This is a genomic window from Streptomyces sp. NPDC042002 (assembly GCF_055588305.1).
Genome location: NZ_JBVJCT010000033.1, coordinates 43,518 through 57,680, shown reverse-complemented (window position 1 = coordinate 57,680; position 14,163 = coordinate 43,518). Strand labels below are relative to the sequence as shown.

At 71.1% G+C, this 14,163-nt stretch carries 15 protein-coding genes and 1 pseudogene; 7 read left to right on the top strand and 9 right to left on the bottom strand.

The features are described 5' to 3' along the window. Positions 1–214 precede the first annotated feature (214 nt). From ACZ6KY_RS33105 to lnt, 5 genes and pseudogenes are all read left to right on the top strand, one after another. Positions 215–790, top strand: a pseudogene (locus tag ACZ6KY_RS33105) (undecaprenyl-diphosphate phosphatase); the annotation flags it as partial. Between the two features lie 282 nt (positions 791–1,072). Then, the gene (locus ACZ6KY_RS33100) at positions 1,073–1,264 is read left to right on the top strand and encodes a hypothetical protein (protein ID WP_469313942.1); all 192 of its coding nucleotides are present in this window, start codon (positions 1,073–1,075) and stop codon (positions 1,262–1,264) included. Positions 1,265–1,490: 226 nt separating this feature from the next. Beyond that, a complete protein-coding gene (locus ACZ6KY_RS33095) occupies positions 1,491–1,670 on the top strand; it encodes a hypothetical protein (protein WP_328556806.1) in 180 nt (59 codons plus the stop codon). Positions 1,671–2,068: 398 nt separating this feature from the next. Beyond that, entirely contained in the window at positions 2,069–2,554 is a 486-nt protein-coding gene (locus tag ACZ6KY_RS33090) for a nuclear transport factor 2 family protein (RefSeq protein ID WP_469313941.1), read from the top strand. A 159-nt stretch (positions 2,555–2,713) separates the two neighbouring features. Then, positions 2,714–4,300: an apolipoprotein N-acyltransferase gene (gene lnt / locus ACZ6KY_RS33085; RefSeq protein ID WP_469313940.1), complete on the top strand. Its 1,587-nt coding sequence runs from the start codon at positions 2,714–2,716 to the stop codon at positions 4,298–4,300. Here lnt and ACZ6KY_RS33080 read toward each other — a convergent pair. After that, on the bottom strand, positions 4,218–5,129 hold the full coding sequence (locus ACZ6KY_RS33080; protein WP_469313939.1) for a Gfo/Idh/MocA family protein: 912 nt from the start codon (positions 5,127–5,129) through the stop codon (positions 4,218–4,220). The genes lnt and ACZ6KY_RS33080 overlap by 83 nt on opposite strands. A gap of 481 nt (positions 5,130–5,610) precedes the next feature. Between ACZ6KY_RS33080 and ACZ6KY_RS33075 the strand changes: the two genes are divergently transcribed. Beyond that, positions 5,611–6,072 carry a hypothetical protein gene (locus tag ACZ6KY_RS33075; RefSeq protein ID WP_469313938.1) on the top strand — a complete coding sequence of 154 codons (462 nt, stop codon included), beginning with the start codon at positions 5,611–5,613 and terminating at the stop codon, positions 6,070–6,072. 295 nt (positions 6,073–6,367) lie between these two features. Here ACZ6KY_RS33075 and ACZ6KY_RS33070 read toward each other — a convergent pair whose 3' ends face one another. The 7 genes from ACZ6KY_RS33070 to ACZ6KY_RS33040 all read right to left on the bottom strand — a co-directional run bounded on the left by ACZ6KY_RS33070 (position 6,368) and on the right by ACZ6KY_RS33040 (position 12,677). Next, positions 6,368–6,934 (bottom strand): hypothetical protein, encoded by a 567-nt coding sequence (locus ACZ6KY_RS33070; protein WP_469313937.1) that lies wholly within the window; start codon positions 6,932–6,934, stop codon positions 6,368–6,370. A gap of 122 nt (positions 6,935–7,056) precedes the next feature. Continuing rightward, positions 7,057–7,740, bottom strand: coding sequence for a uracil-DNA glycosylase (locus ACZ6KY_RS33065; RefSeq protein WP_469313936.1), 684 nt, complete (start codon positions 7,738–7,740; stop codon positions 7,057–7,059). A 189-nt stretch (positions 7,741–7,929) separates the two neighbouring features. Continuing rightward, positions 7,930–9,510 (bottom strand): ABC transporter substrate-binding protein, encoded by a 1,581-nt coding sequence (locus ACZ6KY_RS33060; RefSeq protein WP_469313935.1) that lies wholly within the window; start codon positions 9,508–9,510, stop codon positions 7,930–7,932. Between the two features lie 259 nt (positions 9,511–9,769). After that, the gene (locus ACZ6KY_RS33055) at positions 9,770–10,531 is read right to left on the bottom strand and encodes an SDR family oxidoreductase (RefSeq protein WP_469313934.1); all 762 of its coding nucleotides are present in this window, start codon (positions 10,529–10,531) and stop codon (positions 9,770–9,772) included. 17 nt (positions 10,532–10,548) lie between these two features. After that, entirely contained in the window at positions 10,549–11,310 is a 762-nt protein-coding gene (gene fabG, locus ACZ6KY_RS33050; RefSeq protein WP_328556799.1) for a 3-oxoacyl-ACP reductase FabG, read from the bottom strand. A 204-nt stretch (positions 11,311–11,514) separates the two neighbouring features. Then, the gene (locus tag ACZ6KY_RS33045; RefSeq protein ID WP_469313933.1) at positions 11,515–11,898 is read right to left on the bottom strand and encodes a DUF3037 domain-containing protein; all 384 of its coding nucleotides are present in this window, start codon (positions 11,896–11,898) and stop codon (positions 11,515–11,517) included. Then, positions 11,895–12,677: a HipA family kinase gene (locus ACZ6KY_RS33040; RefSeq protein ID WP_469313932.1), complete on the bottom strand. Its 783-nt coding sequence runs from the start codon at positions 12,675–12,677 to the stop codon at positions 11,895–11,897. Before ACZ6KY_RS33040 ends, ACZ6KY_RS33045 begins: the two co-directional genes overlap by 4 nt. 244 nt (positions 12,678–12,921) lie before the next feature. On the opposite strand from ACZ6KY_RS33040, the gene ACZ6KY_RS33035 reads away from it, so the two are divergent. Further along, the gene (locus ACZ6KY_RS33035; protein WP_469313931.1) at positions 12,922–13,395 is read left to right on the top strand and encodes a Rieske (2Fe-2S) protein; all 474 of its coding nucleotides are present in this window, start codon (positions 12,922–12,924) and stop codon (positions 13,393–13,395) included. A gap of 46 nt (positions 13,396–13,441) precedes the next feature. Here the strand turns inward: ACZ6KY_RS33035 and ACZ6KY_RS33030 are convergent, their stop codons facing one another. After that, a complete protein-coding gene (locus tag ACZ6KY_RS33030) occupies positions 13,442–14,080 on the bottom strand; it encodes a cysteine hydrolase family protein (RefSeq protein ID WP_469313930.1) in 639 nt (212 codons plus the stop codon). Positions 14,081–14,163 lie beyond the last annotated feature (83 nt).

Sequence of the window (14,163 nt, the reverse complement as noted above, 5' to 3'; positions counted from 1 at the left end):
CTCCATCGGACCGTGCGCGTACCGCCGAACGGACGCGCACCGGCGGGAGCAAGCGCTTTCCCTGCCGCTGCAACGTAAGCGGCGGCCGGGCGGCCGGTCAACACCCCGGTGACCGCGCCATGAGGCCCCGCCGGGACGAGTACCGGACTCCGACCGGAGACGGATCGCCCCCCGTCCCCGGGCCTGACCCGTACCCGGTCCCGCCTGCTCGCCTGTGCCTGATCCCGCCTGCACCGGACCGCGCCTACACCCGGACTGGACCCTGACCGAGGCGTTCACCGCGATCACCCAGCTCGGCACGGAGGCGGCGGTGCTGATCTACTTCCGCGAGGACGCCGGAAGGATTCTGTCGGCAGGGTTCCGCTCGCTCACGGACAAGGCGACGCGCGGCAACCACGACGCTCAGATGGGGTGGTTGGTGATCGTCGGCTCGATCCCGATCGGGGTGCTCGGCATCACGCTCAAGGACCAGATCGAGGGGCCGTTCCGCGATCTGCGGTTCACCGCCACCATGTTGATCGTGATGGCTGTCGTCACAGGCATCGCCGGCCGGCTCGCGGCACGCGACGAGACGGGCGGCAGGCACCGGGCGGCCAAGCGGCGCAAGGTACTTGAGGACCTGAACACCAAGGACGGCCTGCTGTACGGCGTTTGCCAGGCGATGGCCCTGATCCCCGGCGTCTCCCGGTCCGGCGCGACCATCAGCGGCGGCCTCTTCATGGGCTACAGCCGTGCCGCGGCGGCCCGTTACTCCTTCCTCCTCGCCGTGCCGGCCGTCCTCGCCTCCGGCACGGGCTGGTCGGCACCGATGTCCTCAGCCCTCACGCCGCCGAATCCGCCGGCTGAGACGACAGGGCGGCCGTAGCGCGCTTCCCGTGAACCGGCTCTCGTTCCCCCACCATGCCGGGCACACTGCTCGGGGTGACACTCGGTTACCCGGGTCCGCCTCTTGGATGCCCTGCCGGACGCGCCACCGGATGAACCGCTGTCGGACCTGTAGGCCGTCTGGCCGAACGCTTCTGCGAACTGGGTGGCGGCGTTTTAGCGTGGTCTCCCCGACTGGAGGTGGAGCATGCCGAAGGAGCCAACGCTGGGCCGGTTGGGCACGGAAGCGCGCAGCGTGAAGTTCCCGGACGGCAGCCGCGGAATCATCCTGGTGAAGGCGGGAATCCCACAGGATGAGGCCGATGCGCTCGCGGCGCGGGTCTGGGCGGAACGGGCGGACCCGGTCGGAGGCGGGCGGGCCGAACGGTTGCCCCTGTGACCGGACCCCCTGACACAACCCCCTGATTGCCCCGAGCTGGGACTTTCGAGGGTCCGCTCACCGCGTCCACCGTCACGGCCGCCTCAACCTCCTCGGCAACTCAAGACTCTGGAGCAGGAGTTCGGTGAGCCGCGGGGGGTCGGTCATGTGCGCCGTGACGAAGCACATACGGGTTGAGTAGCCGCCCGGTAGCGCAGTGTCAGTCCTTGCGCCTAGGCTGGTGCGCATGTCCCCCGATGTCACTCCGCCTGGTTCCGTGCGGTCTGCCGCCGCGTTGAACGAACAGATCCGCGCCCTGTGGACGCGGACAGGCGGCTCCCTGTCCGCACAGGAGCGGGCGGAGTACGAGCTGTTGGTCGTGAAGTGGGCCGAGGCGATACGCGGCGAGATCATCGAGGCGGCGTAGGACCGTACGCGATTCCGGTACGCACGGGCTCACCGCCCACCGGACACCCGTAGCACCGCCCCCGTCGTGTACGACGCTCCGGGCGACGTCAACCACGCGATGGCGACGACTTCCTCCGTCCCGCCGACGCGGCGCAGCGGAATCGACGAGACGGCACGTTCTGCGCGTCCAGGGTCGCCCAACGTCGCGTACACAGGGGTGTCGATCGTTCCGGACCCCGGGGCGTGACAAGGATGCTGCCACTCGTGACTGTCGTGAGCTCGCCCCTGTACGGCCGCCCGTCTCAGCCACGAGTCTGCCGTGGCCGTGCCGACCGATGCCGAACCGAACCCTGCCGGACACCGAATATCCCCGCACAGCCTCTTGGCGTGGCAAGCCCTGTGGCCAACACTGAGCCGATGACGCAGCGTGTGGAGCTCGCGACCGTGCTGGACCGGTTCGCCGTGGACGAGATCGTCACCGCGTACGCGGTGGCAGTGGACGACGGCGACTGGGAGGCGTACCGAGGGCTGTTCACGCCGAAAGGCCGGGCCGACTACCGCTCGGCCGGCGGCATCGAGGGCGACGCCGCCGAGGTCGCCGGGTGGCTTTCGCAGAGCCTGGAACTGTTCGCGATGCGCCAGCACCTGATCGTCAACCGGCGCGTGCGGTTCGATGTCCTGGACCAGGCCACCGACGACACGGCCGAGGTACAGGCGGACTACATCAATCCGATGCGGTTCGCGGGGCAGGACGGCGACTCCACCGCGCCCGACCTCGTGTGCGGCGGCCGTTACGCCTTCGGCCTGCTGCGCACCGGCGACGGATGGCGGCTGCGCCAGGTGGTCGTCCAGGAGAAGTGGCGCCGGATGCCGCAGCCCCGGACCGCGCCCGCGAACGCCTGAGCGGCCGGCCGTTTCCCGCCGAAGCCGGCGCGTCCTCGGCTCGCGTCCTCGGCCTGGGGCGCTTCCCGGCCGGCGCGCCCCCTCCCGATCTCCATGCCCCCTGTCGGAGATCGCCGCCGACGCGCACACTGGAGAGACCGCGGGGCAGGGAGGCGAAGGATGAAAAGACCCGACCGTGCGTTCGGCCCATGGCTGGTCTCCCCCTGGCGGCGCGGTGTCGTCGCCGCGCTGGCGGGCGCGCTGCCCGTGTTCTCCTTTCCCGCCCCGTCCTGGTGGTGGTTCGCGTACGTGGCGCTGGTGCCCTGGATCCTGCTGACCCGCTCGGCCCCCACGGGCAGGCGTGCCGCGTACGACGGCTGGCTCGGCGGGTTCGGTTTCATCCTGGCCGTGCACCACTGGCTGCTGCCGAGCCTGGGTGTCTTCACGGTGGTCATAGCGGCGCTGCTCGGCGCCCTGTGGGCCCCGTGGGGGTGGCTCGTCCGGCGGTTCCTGGCCGGGGTGCCGTCACCGGGCCAGGTCGGCGCCGCCCTCCTCGTCCTGCCGTCGGGGTGGCTGATGGCGGAACTCGTCCGGTCCTGGCAGGGCTTGGGCGGTCCCTGGGGTCTGCTCGGATCGAGTCAGTGGCAGGTGGAGCCCGCGCTGCGGCTGGCCTCGGTCGGCGGGGTGTGGCTGCTCAGCTTCCTGCTGGTGGCGGTCAACGTCGCGGTCGCGGTGCTGGTCTCGGTGCGTGAGTCCCGTATGCCCGCAGTGGCCGGACTGGTCGCGACGGCCGCCGCGACGTCGGCGGCCTGGGCGTGGTCGCCGCGCCCTGAGGCCGACGGCCGGGTACGGATCGCCGTCGTGCAGCCCGGTGTCGTGGACGGCAGCACGAGCGGCGACAAGCGCTTCGCGCGCGAGGAGGCGCTGACCCGGCAACTCGCCGGTCAGGGCGCCGACCTGGTCGTCTGGGGCGAGAGCAGCGTCGGCTTCGACCTGGCCGACCGGCCCGACCTGGCGCACCGCATCGCGACGCTGTCCCACGAGGTCGGCGCCGACATCCTGGTGAACGTCGACGCCCGCCGCTCCGACCGGCCCGGCATCTACAAGAGCTCGGTCCTGGTGGGGCCGCACGGTCCGACGGGCGCCCGCTACGACAAGATGCGGCTGGTCCCGTTCGGCGAGTACGTGCCGGCGCGCTCCCTGCTCGGGTGGGCCACCTCCGTCGGCAAGGCCGCGGGCGAGGACCGCAGGCGCGGCACCGAGCAGGTGGTGATGAACGTCGGGCACGGCCTGCGCATCGGCCCCATGATCTGCTTCGAGACGGCGTTCCCCGACATGAGCCGCCACCTCGCCCAGGACGGTGCCGAGGTGCTGGTGGCGCAGTCCTCGACGTCGACGTTCCAACACAGCTGGGCGCCCGAGCAGCATGCCTCGCTCGCCGCGCTGCGCGCCGCCGAGACCGGCCGCTCCATGGTGCACGCGACCCTCACCGGCGTCTCCGCCGTCTACGGCCCGAGCGGCGAGCGCATCGGCTCCTGGCTCGGCACGGACGCGAGCAGCGCGGTGGTCTACGACGTGCCGCTGGCCCGGGGTGTCACGCCGTACGTCCGGTTCGGCGACTGGCCGGTGCACGGCGCCCTGCTGGTGATGGCCGCGCTGTGCGTGACGGAGGGCGCTCGCACGTTCAGACTGCGGAGGACCGCTCCTGAACCGCTCGTACCACCCGCTCGCACAACTCGTGAGTCGCCAGCGCGTCCCGGGCGCTGAGCACCTTTCCCGCGCGCACGGCGTCGAGGAACAGGAGCACCGCCTGTTCGATACCGCGCTGTCTGGCCACCGGCACCCAGTCGCCGCGCCGTCGCACGGTCGGCTGCCCCTTGTGGTCGATCACCTCGGCGAGATTGACCACCTGACGCTTGGTGTCCTGGCCCGAGACCTCGAGGATCTCCTCGGTCGAGCCGCTCAGCCGGTTCATCACACCGAGTGCCGTGAATCCGTCTCCGGCGAGCTGGAGCACGACGTGGTGCAGGAGCCCGTCCTCGGCACGGGCCCGCACCGTCACGTCGTCGACCGGACCCGGCACCAGGAAGCGCAGGGTGTCGACGACGTGGATGAAGTCGTCGAGGACCATGGTCCGGGGCTCCTCGGGCAGCCCTGTGCGGTTCTTCTGCATCAGGATCAGCTCGCGCGGGTGTTCGAGGCACTGCGCGTATCCGGGTGCGTGACGCCGGTTGAAACCGACCGCGAGGCTGACGTTCCGCTCCTCCGCGAGCCGCACCAGCCGCTCCGATTCGGCCAGCTCGTACGCGAGCGGTTTGTCGACGTACGTCGGTACGCCCGCCTCCAGCAGACGGGTGACGATCTCCGGGTGGGCGACGGTGGCCGCGTGCACGAACGCCGCGTCGAGGTCCTGGGCCAGCAGGTCCGCCAGGTCGGTATGGCGCTGTGCGCGCGGCAGGTGAAGGCTGTCGGCGACCCGGTCGAGCGTGGCGGGCGTCCGCGTCTGCAGATGCAGTTCGATCCCGGGCCGCACACCGAGCACCGGCAGATACGCCTTCTGCGCGATGTCGCCGAGTCCGATGCAGCCGACCTTCACGGGGGTCTCCTTCAGTCGCCGACGCGGGTCCCGCCGGAAGCATACGGCCGCCGCGACGGCCGCCCGTCGGGGATTCCGTCGGAGCTCCATGGGAGTCGCGCGGGCTCCACCTCGGACAAGCCGTGATCGCGGTGCCGCGCGGGGAGATCACGGCACGGGTCTTCATTCTGTTCGCCCAGACCCGCCACGTCGCCCACAGGGCCTTCCGGGCGATGGCGGCCCTGTCCGGGTCCCCGCACCGCCGAATGGGCGGCCAGGCCGGCGGCCCGCGCCGGTTCGTCGCGACGCGCCCCGGTCCGGGGAAGGGCGGCACCCCGGCCGGACCCCGGCGCACCCGGCGCACCCGGCGCACCCGGCGCACCCGGCAGCGTGTCAGCTCACCGATACTCGTGCCCGCCGGAGGAGCGGAAGGATCACCCGTGCGGGGCATCCTGCGCTTCTCCGCTCCCCGAAGCGGTCCGGAACCAGCAGAGTTGCGTGGGTGTATCGAACGACGACGACCGCAACGCTCATGGTCGCCGTGGCAGTCACCGCCCTCTCGGGCTGTGTGACCGTCCAGCGGCCGCCCGCCTCCGGCTCCTCTTCCGCCCCGTCCGGGCCCGCCGTGCCGCATCCGGACGGCAAAGGGGGGTCCCAGATCGTGCAGGCGCCGGCCCGGGAGGCACTGGAGCGTGTCGGCCCCTCCCACAAGCCTTCATCCGACGCGGCGACCCGGCACCGGGCGGCTCCGCCACCACAGGCCGTGGCGCCCCCGGCCCCTCCGCGGCACGTCCGTCCGGCCCCGCGTCCCGAGCCACGGCACCCGAACCCCCGTGTCGTCGGCCCGCCCGGCGCCCCCGACCTGCCGAAGCGTTCGGACGTGTGCGCCCTCGGCAGGAAATACGGCGGCTGGAACGCGGACAGCCCGGAGGCGGTCATCTGCGTGAGGACGTACGGACACTGACGGCACCCGCGATCCCCGCTCGGGAACAACCCCCGCAGCTTTAGCTCGGGGACGGCACCCCCGGGCGCCGGGGACCCGGGGACAGCCGCCCGGCACGACAGAGCTCGGGGACGCCGCCGCGGGCGCCGGGGCCCGGGGTCAGGCGCCCGGCACTACAGGGTTCGAAGCCGCGGGCACGACAGGGCTCGGGACCGCGGCTCGCGCCCGGCGGGCGGGGTTCAGGACCGGCCGCGTGCTGCCCCGACGCAACGGGACGGGACTCAGGACCGTGCCGCGTGCCCCGCGCGGGACGGCCTCAGGGCCGCTGTCTGGGCGGCCCCAGGGTCTCGCCCCCGGAGCCCCCCGAGCCGCCGAAGCGGTCGGGTCCGCCGGTGTCCGCCGAAGTGCCGGGGTCCAGGAGTCTCAGCTCCAGCCGGCCGATCGCCGCGCGGACACCGTCCCCGTATCTGTCGTCGGCGAGGGCGCCGACCGCGCCGCGAGCCCGGCGCAGATGAGTGCGGGCGGCCTCCGAGCGACCGAGCTTCGCGTAGTCGGCGGCGAGGTTCAGATGCAGGGAGGGGTAGAACGCCCGTACGGCAAGGGACTGGTGGGGCTCGGCGACCCGGCCGTCGGTCAGCTCCTCGGCCGCCGACAGGGCCCGCAGGTCCCACGCGAGTTCGTCCGCGGGGTCGTCCTGGGTGTCGGCCATGTAGTGCGCCAGTGTGCAGCGGTGCAGGGCGTCGCCGCCCTCGCCGATCTCCCCCCACAGACGCAGGAAACGGCCCCGGGCCTCCTCGCGGTCACCGGCGTGGTGCAGCATGACGGCCTGTCCGATCCGGGTCATCATGGCGTCCTGCGCCGCCTGCTCCTGTTGCTCCGCCACCGCGTCCTCCAGGATCGTCGCTGTCCCTCACGACGCTAACCGGAGCCACTGACAATCCCGCTCAGGCGCCCCCGTACGCCGCTGGGCCAGGCCGGTGACGGTCCCGCCCAGCGGCTCGGCGCTCAGCCCAGGTCCGGGACGCGCCAGTCGATCGGCTCATGGCCCTGGGCGGCCACGGCCTCGTTGATCTGCGTGAACGGGCGCGAGCCGAAGAACTTCTTCGCGGACAGCGGCGAGGGGTGCGCCCCCTTCACCACCACATGCCGCTCCTCGTCGATCAGGGGCAGCTTCTTCTGCGCGTAGTTGCCCCACAGCACGAAGACCGCCGGGTCGGGGCGGTCGGCCACCGCGCGGATGACCGCGTCGGTGAACTTCTCCCAGCCCTTGCCCTTGTGCGAGTTCGCCTCGCCGGAGCGCACGGTCAGCACCGCGTTGAGCAGCAGCACGCCCTGCTCGGCCCACGGCATCAGATAGCCGTTGTCCGGGACCGGGGTGCCCAGCTCCTCCTTCATCTCCTTGTAGATGTTCCGCAGGGACGGCGGGGTCTTCACTCCAGGACGGACCGAGAAGCACAGGCCGTGCCCCTGGCCTTCGCCGTGGTACGGGTCCTGGCCGAGAATCAGCACCTTCACCCGCTCGTACGGAGTGGCGTCGAGCGCGGCGAAGACCTCCTCCCGCGGCGGGAAGACGGGACCCTTCGCGCGCTCCTCCTCGACGAACTCGGTGAGTTCCTTGAAGTAGGGCTGCTGCAGTTCCTCACCCAGGACGCCGCGCCAGGACTCGGGCAGCATGGCGATATCGGTCACGTCAACTTCCTTCGATGTGCGATGACTTCCAGACCACAGAACCTACCGTCGCCCACTGACAATCGGTTCCCGGCCCGTGTCGAGGCCGTGTGCCGGGTACGGTGTGCCCCCGCAGGGCGCCGGCGAGCGGCACCCGGGCCCTCCGCCGACCGGCTTCCGGGACCCTCCGGCAACCGGTCCCCGGGCCCGCTACCAGCTGGTCTTGCGGTCCAGCTCCCACATGGTCATGATCGTCGACGGGTCCAGCGCGCGCTCGCCGCCCGAGATCTCCTCGCTCGCGGCCACGTACTGCCTGCCCTGCCACAGGGGCAGCAGCCGGGCGTCGTCGACGAGGATCTGCTGGGCCTCCTCGAACTCCTTGACCACCGCCGCGCGATCACTCACGGCGCGCGACTCGGGCAGCAGGCTGTCGGTGATCCGCGGGGCCGGATAGGGCGTCCCGAGGGCGTTCTGTTCGCCGACGAAGGGGGCGATGAAATTCTCGGCGTCGGGGAAGTCGGGGAACCAGCCGCGGCCGAACACCGGGTACTCGCCCGCGCGGTAGCCCGCTTCGTACGTCTTCCAGGGACGGCTCCTGAGCGTGACCGTGAACAGGCCGGAGCGTTCGAGCTGGCTCTTGAGTTCGCGGAACTCCGGGGCGGTCTCGGAGCCGTAGCGGTCGGTCGTGTACCAAAGGGTCAGCGGGACACGTCCGTTGACGCGCGCGTCGAGCAGGGTCTTGCGGGCCTTGGACGGGTTGGGGCTGCCGTACTCGTCGAAGTAGCCGGCGGTGTGCCCGGTCAGGCCCGCGGGGACCATCGAGTAGAGCGGGTCGACGGTGTTCTTGTAGACCTTGTGCGCGATGGCCGGCCGGTCGACGATCTGGGCGACCGCCCTGCGGACGGCGGGCTTTCCGGCCCACGGGTCCTTCGGGTCGAACACCAGATAACTGATCTCGGTGCCCGCGCCGTCGAAGAGCTGGATGTCCTTCCCGTCCCCGTGGCCCCGCAGGGCCACGATGTCCGAAGCGGCGAGGCCGCGGTAGGTGACATCGATCTTCTTGTCCTTCAGTGCCCCGACCAGCTGGGCCGAGTTCTGGAAGTAACGGATCGTCACCGCGCTGTTCTTGCGCTCGGCGAAGCCGTCGTAGTGGGCGTTCCCGACGAGTTCGGCCTGCTTGCCCTCCGTGTAGGAACGCAGGCTGTAGGGCCCGGAGCCGAAGACCTTGTTGTCCTCGCGCAGGGCGTCGGCGGGGTAGTCGTCGGGGTCGACGATCGACATCGCCGGCGTGGCCAGGACGAACGGGAAGGTGGCGTCCGGCGTCTTGAGGTGGAAGACGACCTCGCGCCTGCCCAGCACCTGGACCCGGTCGAGGCTGCCGAGCAGACCGGACGGACCGCCGCGTACACCGATCGTCCTGATCCGGTCGACGGAGTACTTGACGGCCGACGCGTCGAGCGTGTCCCCGTCGGAGAACCTCATGTCCGGACGCAGTACGCAACGGTAGGCGCGATTGGTTCCATCCGTGAACCCGCACTTCTCGGCGGCGTCGGGCTGCGGGGTGACCGAGCCGGTCGGATAGTTCAGCAGCGTCTGGTAGATGTTGCGGAACAACTCCCACGAGCCGTCCCAGGAGGCGGCCGGGTCCAGCGTGCTGGGGGCACTCGTGGTGCCCACCACTATGGGTCCCTTGTCGGCCGGCGATCCCGAGGAGAGAACGCCGCACGCGGCCACCAGGGTTATGGACGTGATCGCCGCCAGTTGTCGCAGGCATCGGTTCCGGTTGAACACGCGCACGCTCCTCGATCCGCCGTACCAAGGGTCGGCAGACCCTACCGCGTTGCCCCGCCGGGGGAACCGTTTTCCCGACAGGGCACTTGATCAGCACATACGTGACCGCGTTGTCAGAATTCCGTGAACGCGTCGACGCTCCGGACACCGGACTCCACGCCGCTCGGCACGGCACGGACGTTTGTCGACCACCGACAAAAGGCCGGTCGGATGTTCCCCGCGCGCGGGGAACATCCGACCGGCCTTCGCGTCACTCGACTCACTCGACTCCGGCGTTGAGGAACATCCCGCCGTCGACCACGAGCGTCTGACCGGTGACCCAGTCCGACTGCCGCGAGGTCAGGAACGCGGCGGCTCCGCCGATGTCGGACGGCACTCCGAGCCTGCCGAGCGGGTAGGCCGCGGCGGCCTCCGCCTCACGGCCCTCGTACAGTGCGGCCGCGAACTTCGTCTTCACCACGGCGGGCGCGATGGCGTTGACCCGCACCTTGGGCGCGAACTCGTGCGCGAGCTGCACGGTCAGGTTGATCATCGCGGCCTTGCTGATGCCGTACGCGCCGATGAACGGCGAGGGCGCGAGGCCGGCGACCGAGGCGATGTTGACGATCGCGCCGCCGTTCTCGCTCTGCCAGGCCTTCCAGGTCTGCTGGGCGAAGCCGAGCGCGGAGACGACGTTGGTCTCGAAGACCTTGCGCGCCACATTGAGGTCCAGCTCGGCGATCGGCCCGAACACCGGGTTCGTACCGGCGTTGTTGACCAGGAAGTCGACGCGGCCGAAGGCCTCCATCGTGCGCTCCACGGCGACGGCCTGGTGGGCCTCGTCGTGCGCCTTGCCGGGCACGGCGATGACGCGGTCGGCGCCGAGCGTCTCGACGGCCTCCTTGAGGGCGTCCTCGTTGCGTCCGGTGATGCAGACCCGGTCGCCGCGGGCGACCAGGGCCTCCGCGACGCCGTAGCCGATGCCGCGGCTCGCACCCGTGATGAGCGCGACCTTGCCCGAGAGTTCGGGAAGCGTGGTCATGTGCGTTTCCCCCGTGCCTAGTTGAGCGGTCCGCCGGCCACGTACAGCACCTGGCCGGAGACGAATCCGGCGGCCTCGCCGGTGAAGAAGGCGATGCTGTTGGCGATGTCGTCGGGGTTGCCGACGCGCTGCACGGGGATCTGGGTGGCGGCCGCGGCCTGGAAGTCGTCGAAGTCCATCCCGACGCGGGCGGCGGTGGCGGCGGTCATGTCGGTGACGATGAAGCCGGGCGCCACGGCGTTCGCGGTCACGCCGAACTTGCCGAGCTCGATGGCCAGGGTCTTGGTGAGGCCCTGGAGACCGGCCTTGGCGGTGGAGTAGTTGGCCTGGCCGCGGTTGCCCAGCGCCGAGGACGAGGACAGGTTGACGATACGGCCGAACTTGGCGTCGACCATGTGCTTCTGGCAGGCCTTGGCCATCAGGAAGGCACCGCGCAGGTGCACGTTCATGACGGTGTCCCAGTCGGACGCGCTCATCTTGAACAGCAGGTTGTCGCGGAGGACGCCCGCGTTGTTCACCAGGATGGTCGGCGCGCCGAGCTCCTCGGCGATCCGCGCGACGGCGGCCTCCACCTGGGCCTCGTCGGAGACGTCGCAGCCGACCGCGAGGGCCTTGCCGCCGGCCGCGGTGATCTTCTCCACGGTGTCCTTGCACGCGGCCTCGTCGAGGTCGATCACCGCGACGGCGCGGCCCTCCGCGGCCAGTCGTACGGCGGTCGCGGCGCCGATGCCGCGCGCGGCACCGGTGACTACGGCGACGCGCTGCTCAGTGGTGGACATTGCTGGTTCTCCTCGCCCTTGGAAAAGCCGGCCCAAGCCCGGCCAAGCTGTCTCGACACCCTTGCGGAGTCTTCGGGGGTCCCGGAAGACCCGCGGCTCACACGGTACGCCCGTCCAGTGAGCGACCGCTTAGTACCTTCAGCAGACGTGACGCTAGAAGCCCTGGCACCCGGTGTCAACGGCACACCGCGCGCATGTGATCCATTACCTGACCAGGAGCTGGAGCAACCGCTCCGTCTCGGCCCGCGGATCGGCGGTCAGGCCGGTGTGCACGGGACCCGGCTGGACCACAGTCGAGCGGGGCGCGATCAGCCAGCGAAAGCGCCGTCCGGCGTCGTCGTCGGCCGCTTGACCTGCTGCTTTCCCTCCAGCACAGACACCTTCGACAGCGCGCAGCGCGGCCCGTACGCCCAGCACGTCCGCGTCCGGGTCGAGCGCGAACAGCTTGTTCTCGTCCAGATGGGTACGAGCCGCGACGAAGGAGTGGGCGCGGCAGTACACCAGCACGCCCGCGTTGAAGCACTCGCCGCGCTCGATGCGCGGCACCACGCGGAGCAGCGCGTACTCGAAGACGTCCCGCTCGCTCACTTGTCCCCCCTGGTGCCGTGGACTCCGTCGACGCCCTTGATCCGCTCGTGGACGACGCCGGCGCGGGCCAGCAGCGGCCGCGCGTAGGCGCGCCGCAGCGCGTCCACCGAGTCGAAGCCCGGCTCGTCGGCCAGCCAGGCCTCGGGGATCTCGGCGGTGACCTCGGCGAGCAGGTCCTCGGTGACCAGCGGGGCCAGTTCGGCGGCGGCCGAGGCGATGTCCGGGCCGAAGGACGTGAGCGCGTGGTCGGAGATGTCGTACGGCTTGGCGGCGGAGGCCTCGGCGCCGGGCCAGTGGTGGTGCCAGATCATCGTGGCGCCGTGGTCGATGAGCCACAGGTCGCCGTGCCACATCAGCAGGTTGGGGTTGCGCCAGGAGCGGTCGACGTTGTTGACCAGGGCGTCGAACCAGACGATCCGGCCGGCTTCCTCGGCGCTCACCTCGAAGGCGAGCGGGTCGAAGCCGACGGCGCGGGAGAGGAAGTCCATCCCGAGATTCTGGCCGCCGCTCGACTTCAGCAGCTCCTGGACCTGCTGGTCGGGTTCGCCGAGCCCGAGGACCGGGTCGAGTCCGATCGTCACCAGGCCGGGCACCCGCAGGCCGAGCCTGCGGGCGAGTCCACCGCAGACGACCTCCGCGACGAGCGTCTTGCGCCCCTGTCCCGCGCCGGTGAACTTCATGACGTACGTCCCGAGGTCGTCGGCCTCGACGAGTCCCGGCAGCGAGCCGCCCTCACGCAACGGCGTGATGTAGCGGGTGGCTTTCACTTCCTTGAGCATCGCCCCAGGTTACTGGGGTGGTCCCGCCCGGCGGGCGCGACCCGGGGACCGTGGCCGGAGCAGGGCGCGGAGCGGCGGCCGGTGCGGAGGCGGGAGCGGAGGCCGGGGAGGATCGTGATCGCGGCGGCTGTGCTGTCGGCGCGCTGTCGATCCGGTCAAGAAGTCTCCATTCCCTGAACAGCACGCACGGCCGGGCCGTACCTCTGAACAGATCCAGATCATGTCCGCTGAAGGGAAAGCCAGCATGACCAGCGAATCGCTTCACCCCGCACAGGCACCGGCCCGGCGCACCGTCGTGGCGGCGGTCGGCGCGGCAGGGCTCGCCGTCGCGCTGACCGCGTGCGGGGCGGACGACAAGGCCTCCAACACCGTGGGCTCCGGCAACGGCGGGACCTCGGGCGGCGGCACCGGCGCGGCCGGGAGCGCGGGTGGCACGGAACTCGCCAAGACCAGCGACATCCCGGAGGGCGGCGGCAAGGTCTTCGCCGACAAGGGGGTCGTGGTGACCCAGCCGACGGCGGGCACCTTCAAGGCCTTCTCGTCCAAGTGCACCCACCAGGGCTGCGCGGTCAAGGGCATCGCGAACGGTGTCATCACCTGCCCCTGCCACGGCAGCCAGTTCTCCGCCACCGACGGCACGGTGAAGAAGGGGCCCGCGACGAGCGCCCTGGCCGCCGCGAACATCACCGTCGACGGGGACTCGATCAAGCTCGCCTGACCGCAGGCCGCCGACCGGTGACCACTGCCCCCTCGGGACGTCAGCGTCAGCGGCGGCGTCGCTTGAAGCAGGCGAGCACGTCGTCGGTGGTCGTGATCGTGGCGACCAGCGCCAGCGTGTTCCGGACCATCGCGGGGGTGTACTCGGAGGGCACCCCCGCGATGGCGTCCGCCGGTACGACGACGGTGTAGCCGCGGTTCACGGCGTCGAACACGGCGTTGGGGATGGCGATGTTGGCCGAGACTCCGGTCACGACGAGAGTGCGGCAGCCCAGGTTGCGCAGCAGCGGGTCGACGTCGGTGCCCGCGATCGGCGACAGACCGTGCAGCCGGCGTACGACGAAGTCCTCCTCGGCGACCGCGATGGGCGGCGCGATCCGCACCGCCGTCGTGCCGGTCAGCTGCTGCACGGGCAGCCGCTCGGCCGCGCGGAACAGCCGGGCGTTGCGGTTCGCGCCGCGGCCGTCCGGGCGGCGCTCGGCGACCGCGTGGATCACCTGCACCCCGCTCTCGTGCGCGGCGTCGACCAGCCGGGCGACATGGGTGAGCGCTCCGGACGACCTTGCCTCCTTGGCGAGTTCGGGGAGCGCGCTGTCCTGGCCCACGACACCCTGTTGGCACTCCACGGTGAGCAGTACCGTGCCGACGGGGTCGAGGAGTTCACTGAGTTGTTCGAACGACGGCATGGCTCTCCTTGTCGTCGCGGGTCGGGACGGGCGAGAGTAACGACCATTGCGTGAGGACGGAAGACGCCTCATGCTTTCCTGAC

What these genes read in the sequence shown, in the direction of transcription:
- lnt (WP_469313940.1), top strand. Translation starts at nt 2,714, where the DNA reads ATGAAAAGACCCGACCGTGCGTTCGGCCCATGGCTGGTCTCCCCCTGG.
- fabG (WP_328556799.1), bottom strand. Translation starts at nt 11,310, where the DNA reads ATGTCCACCACTGAGCAGCGCGTCGCCGTAGTCACCGGTGCCGCGCGC.
- ACZ6KY_RS33095 (WP_328556806.1), top strand. Translation starts at nt 1,491, where the DNA reads ATGTCCCCCGATGTCACTCCGCCTGGTTCCGTGCGGTCTGCCGCCGCG.
- ACZ6KY_RS33100 (WP_469313942.1), top strand. Translation starts at nt 1,073, where the DNA reads ATGCCGAAGGAGCCAACGCTGGGCCGGTTGGGCACGGAAGCGCGCAGC.
- ACZ6KY_RS33090 (WP_469313941.1), top strand. Translation starts at nt 2,069, where the DNA reads ATGACGCAGCGTGTGGAGCTCGCGACCGTGCTGGACCGGTTCGCCGTG.
- ACZ6KY_RS33030 (WP_469313930.1), bottom strand. Translation starts at nt 14,080, where the DNA reads ATGCCGTCGTTCGAACAACTCAGTGAACTCCTCGACCCCGTCGGCACG.
- ACZ6KY_RS33055 (WP_469313934.1), bottom strand. Translation starts at nt 10,531, where the DNA reads ATGACCACGCTTCCCGAACTCTCGGGCAAGGTCGCGCTCATCACGGGT.
- ACZ6KY_RS33040 (WP_469313932.1), bottom strand. Translation starts at nt 12,677, where the DNA reads ATGCTCAAGGAAGTGAAAGCCACCCGCTACATCACGCCGTTGCGTGAG.
- ACZ6KY_RS33035 (WP_469313931.1), top strand. Translation starts at nt 12,922, where the DNA reads ATGACCAGCGAATCGCTTCACCCCGCACAGGCACCGGCCCGGCGCACC.